The sequence below is a fragment of the Pseudomonas sp. Irchel s3a18 genome, from assembly GCF_900187535.1.
In the GTDB taxonomy this organism is placed as follows: domain Bacteria; phylum Pseudomonadota; class Gammaproteobacteria; order Pseudomonadales; family Pseudomonadaceae; genus Aquipseudomonas.
In genome coordinates this window covers 246,620-253,120 of sequence record NZ_FYDV01000007.1, presented here as the reverse complement: position 1 = coordinate 253,120, position 6,501 = coordinate 246,620, and the positions used below count along the sequence as shown (strand labels likewise).

Below are 6,501 nucleotides of genomic sequence, written 5' to 3'. Positions count from 1 at the left end.
GAGCATTGGAACCACCTGATCCCATCCCGAACTCAGCAGTGAAACGATGCATCGCCGATGGTAGTGTGGGGTTTCCCCATGTGAGAGTAGGTCATCGTCAAGATTAAATTCCGAAACCCCTATCTGCATCTGCAGGTAGGGGTTTTGTTTTTGTGCGCGAAAAAGTTTCAGCCAAAACAAAGGGCCCTATGAGGGCCCTTGTTTGTACCAAGGTTGTGTTCGAGCCTTGAGCAATCAATGCATCATGCTGTGATCTGCCATGTTCAGTGCCCGCGCCTGGGCCTCGACCGTGATCGACTCTTTCTCGCCTTTGGCATTCTCGACCGTCAGGGTCAGCGGCACCTTGTCGCCTTCTTTGACCTGGGCAACCAGATCGATAAGCATCACGTGATAGCCGTGCGGGTCCAGCGAGACGGCTTTGCCGGCAGGCAATGCCACGAACGCCACCGGTTGCATTCTCATCACGTCGTTCTTCATGGTCGACTGGTGGATCTGCACGGTTTTAGCCACCGGCGACGCGACACTCAGCAGCTTGCTGTCGTCGCTTGCGGTGATGGTCATAAAGGCTCCGCTCGCTTGTTGTCCCGCGACGGTTGCGCGAACCCAGGCGTCGTCAACCTGGGTCTGGGCCGAAACCTGGCAGGCCAGCCCCAGCAGGGAAAGCCCGAGCAGGGCATGTTTGACGCGCTGGGTGATGCCGGTTTTATTGGCCGTTGAGTTCATTAGCAAACCTCCATGACGGTGAGCAAATCTTCCGCGCACTCTTGCGCGGTAAGTGAGTGGGACAAGCCAAGGCGCAACGTTCCCCTGGAGTCATAGACATAACTCGTGGCGGTGTGCGAAAGGGTATAGGTGGACCCACTGGGTATTTTTTCGTAGAACACATCGAACTCTTTGGCGGTGGCGGCCGTTTCCTCCAGCGTCCCGTAAAGCGCGACAAATGAAGGGTCGAAGGTTTTGACGTAGGCATCCAGTACGTCCGGCGTATCACGCTCGGGGTCCAGGGTGATGAAGATCACCTGCAGGCGGTCGCCATCCTTGCCCATCAACTTCTTGGCCTGTACTGCGCGAGCCAGGGTCGTGGGGCAGATTGCCGGGCATTGGGTGAAGCCGAAGAACACCATCGGCATCAGGCCGCGAAAGCTGGAGAGCGTTCTTGTGTTGCCCTCGGTATCTTTCAACTTGAAGGTACGCCCAAGGATCTTGTCGCTCAGGTCCTTGCCGTACTTGTAGGACAGCTGGCCTCGACTGTCGCAACCGCTGAGGAGGCCAAGGCCCAGCAGACCCATACCTGCAATCACCTTTCGGCGAGTCAAATCAACACTCATCTAGTACCGCCCTTTGAATGGCCCGACGGTCCTGAGATCTGTCGAGGCGTGTCATCTTCAAATTGCGACATGGTATCAAAATGACGGTGATCAATAGCTTGCTAATGGACGATAGGTCACACGTTTACCGTCGACGGGTACTAAGGCAATGCATAAATTTTGAACAGCTTCTTCACCGTATCGCTGGCTCCCCCCAAGTACTTGGCATACGCCTGTTCCATCGCTCCCGAGCGGTAGGCTTCGCTGAGTGCGGTATCGACCAGCAGGCGCAGGTCCTCATTACCGCGCTCCATGACCATCGAGGCCGGTGCGTATTCGTAGATGCGGTCAAGCACCATCAGGTTGCCGTCGGGATAGTCTGCCGCCAGCTGGTTCTTGAGCAGCATACGCTCGGCGAAGAAAGCGGCAACCTTGCCATCGGCCACTTGCTTGAGCCCTTCGTGGCTGTTCTCGACCGTGACCAGGGTGGTAATGACACCCAGGGTGCGCATCTGCCCACGAATCCACTGTTCGGTGACACCGCCTGCCGGTGCGGCAAAGGTCTGGTTGGACAGGCCGCGGTTGAGGGTTGCGCGCCAGGTCGGGCCGGTATGGGCCTCTTGGCCGTTGAGCACATTGAGCAACGCAGGCGGCGCGTCCTGGCGGACCACGGCCGAGAGACCGGCGGTGTAGATCGGCACGGAAAAACTCACGCTTTTGCGTCGTTCGAGACTTTGCGGGGTGGGTGTGCAGAGGATGTCGATCTTTCCTGAGCGCACGGCACTGATTTCATCGGCCTGCCTGACCGCCTGATAGCGCACCTGCAGCGCGGGCAGCGCCAGTTCGGCCTTGAATTTGTCGACGACGGTCTGGCACAGGTCGATGGCAAAGCCTTTGGCCTTGTCACCGTCCTGGGTGCTGAAGGGCGCAAAGTCATTCAGGTAACCGAGGGTGAGGCTGTTGCTGGCCCGCACCCGCTCCAGGGTATCGGCCCGGGTCGTGATGGGCAGCAGCACGAGCATGCAGGCAAGCAGCATGGGGGTAAGGGGTGGCCTCTTCATGTTCATGTTTTTCCCGTGATCAGTTGTCGTGCCGTCCTGATGGGCGCCACTAAGCGTCCCCAACCTCGCTCAGGGGCGGCGGCGGGGTGCCGACAAAGCGCTTGGCAATGGAGGCATAGAGCAGGTAGCCGATCACCAACACCAGGGTGCCGCCGAACACGGCCTCCATGCCACAAGAGTAAAGGGCATAAAACGAGTACGTCAGCGCCACCAGCAACACCAGGCTGTTGCGTACATACACCGAGGCACTGACCTTGGCCTTGTACATGATCACCAGCAGGCCTGTCAGGGCGGTGACGTAGGGCACCAGGTTGGTCACTGCGGCCAGGCTCACCAGTTTGCTGAACTGGGCACTGGCATTGGGTGAAATGGTCGAGAGTGCCATCAGCGTCTGCAGTACGGCGCACACCGCCATGCCGATGATCGGTGCGTTCATTGCCGTGACCTTGCTGAAAAAGTTGGGGAACATGCCCTGGTCGGCGGCCATCTTTGCCGTTTGTGCCAGGGTGAACTGCCAGCCCAGCAGTGAGCCGATGCAGGCCATGACGGCCAGCACCATGATGATGTTGCCGATCATGGGGGTGAACATCCGGGCATAGACGAGGGCGAAGGGCGCGGAGGAGTTGGCCAGCTCCGCATTGGGAATGATGCCCTGGATGACGGTGGTCGACAGCACATAGATCACGGCGGCACCCAGTGTCCCGAACAGGCAGGCCAGGGGCACCGTGCGCTTGGGGTTTTCCACCGCATCGATGGCTTGAGCGGCGGATTCCATGCCCAGGAACGCCCACAGGGTCAAGGGAATGGTCCTGCTGACGGCCTCGGAGATCGGCAAGTTGTTCGGGTTCCAGGCGGCCGTCAGTACCTCGGGCTTGAACCAGAACCAACCGATGATACACAGGCCCGCCACTGGAATGATCACCCCCCAGACCGTGATCGCGCCGATCCTGCCGGTAATGCCGGGGCCGCCAAAGTTGGCCAGGGTGGTTACCCAGATCAGGCCGATCGTGCCGATGAACAATGGGATGGCACCGCTGCCCAGCCATGGCAGGAACTCCGTCATGTAGCCCACGGCGGAAATCGCCACCGCCACGTTGGCGATGGCCAGCGACAGGAAGTAGAGGTAGGAGCACAGAAAGAAGCCCGACTTGCCATGGGCCTGTTCGGTGTACGCCGACATCCCGCCCGAACGAGGGCAAAATATCCCGCATTGGGCAAAGCAATAGGCGATGGCCATTGAGCCTATTGCGGTGAATACCCAGGACAGCAACGAGACGGCCCCAAGCTGGGCCATGTTGGTGGGCAGCATGATGATGCCCGAGCCCATCATGTTCACCGCCACCAGTGTGGTCAGCCCCGTGAGGCTCATTTTCTTGCCTGACTCAGCCATTGCTGACTCCTTGCCCGGTTCAAGGCATTGACCATGAGTCCGGCGCAATACGACGGGCCATTGGCAGTCTGCGATCGAGGGGGGATCAACACCCGCAGTACTGGGTATAGATCAAATTGGCCCGTCGTCATGCCATCGGCCATGGGATTTCCCGACAAATTCGTGATTGTTTGCCGACGCCTTCAAGGGAATGCCCATTGCGGCCGATAACCCGACGGGTCGTTGTCCTGCGCTGCGCCAAACCGGGCCGCGACATTGAGCTGGCTGTTGCATGTGTCTTTGGGTTCATCTTCTTAATTGCCTGGAATCTTCGATGCTGGCGTACCACCAAAAAAGTTTTTTGATCGTCGATGATTTCTCGGATTTCCGCAGTTCCGTCAGGTCGATGTTGCGTGAGCTGGGGGTCAAGGATGTCGACACGGCCGACACCGGCGAGGCCGCGCTGCGCATGTGTTCGCAAAAGCGCTACGACTTCATCCTGCAGGACTACCACCTGGGCGATGGCAAGAAAAACGGTCAGCAGGTACTCGAAGACCTGATGGTCGATAAGCTGATCAGCCACGAAAGTGTGTTCCTCATGGTCACCGCCGAGAGTAGCCAGGCGATGGTGCTCAGCGCCCTTGAACATGAGCCGGATGCCTACCTGACCAAGCCGTTCAACCGCGCCGGGCTTGCCCAGCGGCTGGAGCGGCTGGAGCAGCGCAAGACCTTGCTCAAGCCGATCATGCAGGCGCTGGATCGGGGCAAGCCGGTCGAGGTGCTGAACGCCTGCATTGCCCTGTGCAAGCAGGACCCGCGCTATTCGCCGCTGTGCCTGCGCTATCGTGCCGATGCGCTGCGCGACATGAACCAGAACGAGGCACTGGAGCGGCTGTACAACAGCATTCTGGCGGACCGCCCGCTGCCTTGGGCCTATGCCGGTCTGGGGCGATTACTGTTCAAGCGTGGTCAGCCCGGTCAGGCCAAGGCGCTGTACGAAAAGGCGCTGAAGGTGTTCCCGATGATGCCCGGGTTGTACGACGGACTGGCCGATGTGCTGGTGGCCCAGGGCGACACCAGGACGGCACAACGCGTACTGGAGGAGGCGGTTCGCCTTTCCCCCCTGGCGGTACGTCGACAGGCCCTGCTGGGCAAGCTGGCGATGACCAATGAAGACTTCGACACCTCCGCGCGCGCCTATCGCCAGGCGGTATCCCAAGGTGCGCAGTCGCGCTTCAAGGACCCGGAGAGCAACCTCGGCCTGGCGCACGCGCTGATCAGCAAGGGCAGCGAAAGAGGCCTGGATACCCGCACGCGGCTTGAGATCAACCAGACGTTGAGCGCGGTCGCCAAGGACAATCCCAATGACCCGGGCTTGCAGATCCGGGCCCGCCTGATGAAGGCCACCAGTCTGCTGATCAATGATGCCGAAACCGCGGACAAGCTCACCGAGCAAGCGATGATCCGCCTCGATGGCATGGAGCAGTTCATGAGCGCCGAAGCGGCGTTGCTGGTGGCCAAGCAGTTGAAGATGCTGGGGCAGGCTGAAGCCGGTAATTCGATGTTGAAAAACTGCGCGGAAATCTACGGTGACGACCCGGTGGTGATGCAGGGCATTGCCAAGCAGACCGACGACCCTGCGATTCTCAATTCCGGTACCGCGGCGGCCGACCTCAACCGGCAGGGCGTTCGCAGCTACAAGGCCGGTGCGCTGACCGAGGCCCGGGAATTGTTTCGCGGTGCGCTGCTGCTGCAACCGAAGAACATCAGCATCGCCCTCAACATGGCGCAGTCGCTGCTGCACGGGAGCACGGCCAGCCTTGACGCGACGCTACTGGACGAATGCCGTCGCTGCTTGAAGATGGTCGGCCTGATGCCCGAGAGTGACCTGCGGTATCCGCGTTATCAAAAGTTGCGAGACAAGGCGTTTGGCGAATGAATGAGAGTGAACCGGGGCTCGATTTTTCCACGGTGATTGCCTCCACCGTACACGACATGAAGAACTCCCTGGCCGTGCTGATGCAGGCGCATGGTCAGTGGCTGGCTCGCTTGCCAGAAGCGCAGCAGCAAAGCTGTGAGCAGGGCGTGATCGACTTCGAGTTCGCCCATCTCAACGGCATGCTGGTGCAGTTGCTGGGGCTCTACAAACTGGGCGTCAACCAGTTGCCATTGCGCCCGGACTACCATGAACTGGACGATTTCATCGAAGCGCAATTGGCCGCGCATCAAGAGGTGTTCAAGAGTCGCGGCATTCTGGTGACGTACGAGGTCGACCCCTTGAGCCCGCTCGGGTTCTTTGATCGTGAGTTGATCGGCACGGTACTGGCCAACGGCATCAACAATGCCGTCCGCTATGCCCGCAGTTCGCTGCTGATCAGTGTGGGCGAGGAAACCGGGCAGTTGGTGCTGACGATCAATGACGATGGCGAGGGCTACCCGATCCGGATGATCGAGCGTCAGGCTGACTATGTGCAGGGCATCAATCCGGCCAGTGGCAGTACCGGGCTGGGTCTGTATTTCGCCGCACGCATTGCCCGGCTGCACCAGCGCAATGGCGTGCAGGGGCGCACCGAGATCAGCAATGGCGGACCGCTGGGCGGCGGTCTGTTCAGCCTTTACCTGCCGTAGGCGCTTTATTCGTTGGGCCTGCTTGATATTCCGAACGGCTGAAGCCTATTTTGTACATGTCGCCGTTCGCGGCCCGCATTACAACAAGGATTGAGTCATGACGACCGATGGCCAGAGCTCACTCGCGCAGCGATTG

The 6,501-nt window shown here is 59.8% G+C and carries 6 protein-coding genes and 1 rRNA gene; 3 read left to right on the top strand and 4 right to left on the bottom strand.

Annotated elements, in window-relative coordinates; all coding sequences use genetic code 11:
* A 5S ribosomal RNA gene (rrf, locus tag CKW29_RS13000) occupies positions 1-103 on the top strand; the annotation flags it as partial.
* A gap of 131 nt (positions 104-234) precedes the next feature.
* Here rrf and CKW29_RS12995 read toward each other — a convergent pair.
* From CKW29_RS12995 to potE, 4 genes are all read right to left on the bottom strand, one after another.
* On the bottom strand, positions 235-723 hold the full coding sequence (locus CKW29_RS12995; RefSeq protein ID WP_095145536.1) for a copper chaperone PCu(A)C: 489 nt from the start codon (positions 721-723) through the stop codon (positions 235-237).
* Positions 723-1,328: an SCO family protein gene (locus CKW29_RS12990; protein WP_095145537.1), complete on the bottom strand. Its 606-nt coding sequence runs from the start codon at positions 1,326-1,328 to the stop codon at positions 723-725. The genes CKW29_RS12995 and CKW29_RS12990 overlap by 1 nt, the downstream gene beginning before the upstream one ends.
* A gap of 140 nt (positions 1,329-1,468) precedes the next feature.
* Entirely contained in the window at positions 1,469-2,374 is a 906-nt protein-coding gene (locus CKW29_RS12985; protein WP_095145538.1) for an amino acid ABC transporter substrate-binding protein, read from the bottom strand.
* A 43-nt stretch (positions 2,375-2,417) separates the two neighbouring features.
* A complete protein-coding gene (potE, locus tag CKW29_RS12980; protein WP_095145539.1) occupies positions 2,418-3,758 on the bottom strand; it encodes a putrescine-ornithine antiporter in 1,341 nt (446 codons plus the stop codon).
* A gap of 313 nt (positions 3,759-4,071) precedes the next feature.
* On the opposite strand from potE, the gene CKW29_RS12975 reads away from it, so the two are divergent.
* Both CKW29_RS12975 and CKW29_RS12970 read left to right on the top strand, forming a co-directional pair.
* Positions 4,072-5,676, top strand: a complete 1,605-nt coding sequence (locus CKW29_RS12975) for a tetratricopeptide repeat-containing response regulator (protein WP_095145540.1) — start codon at positions 4,072-4,074, stop codon at positions 5,674-5,676.
* Positions 5,673-6,365, top strand: a complete 693-nt coding sequence (locus CKW29_RS12970; protein ID WP_095148625.1) for a sensor histidine kinase KdpD — start codon at positions 5,673-5,675, stop codon at positions 6,363-6,365. The genes CKW29_RS12975 and CKW29_RS12970 overlap by 4 nt, the downstream gene beginning before the upstream one ends.
* The last annotated feature ends 136 nt before the right edge of the window (positions 6,366-6,501 follow it).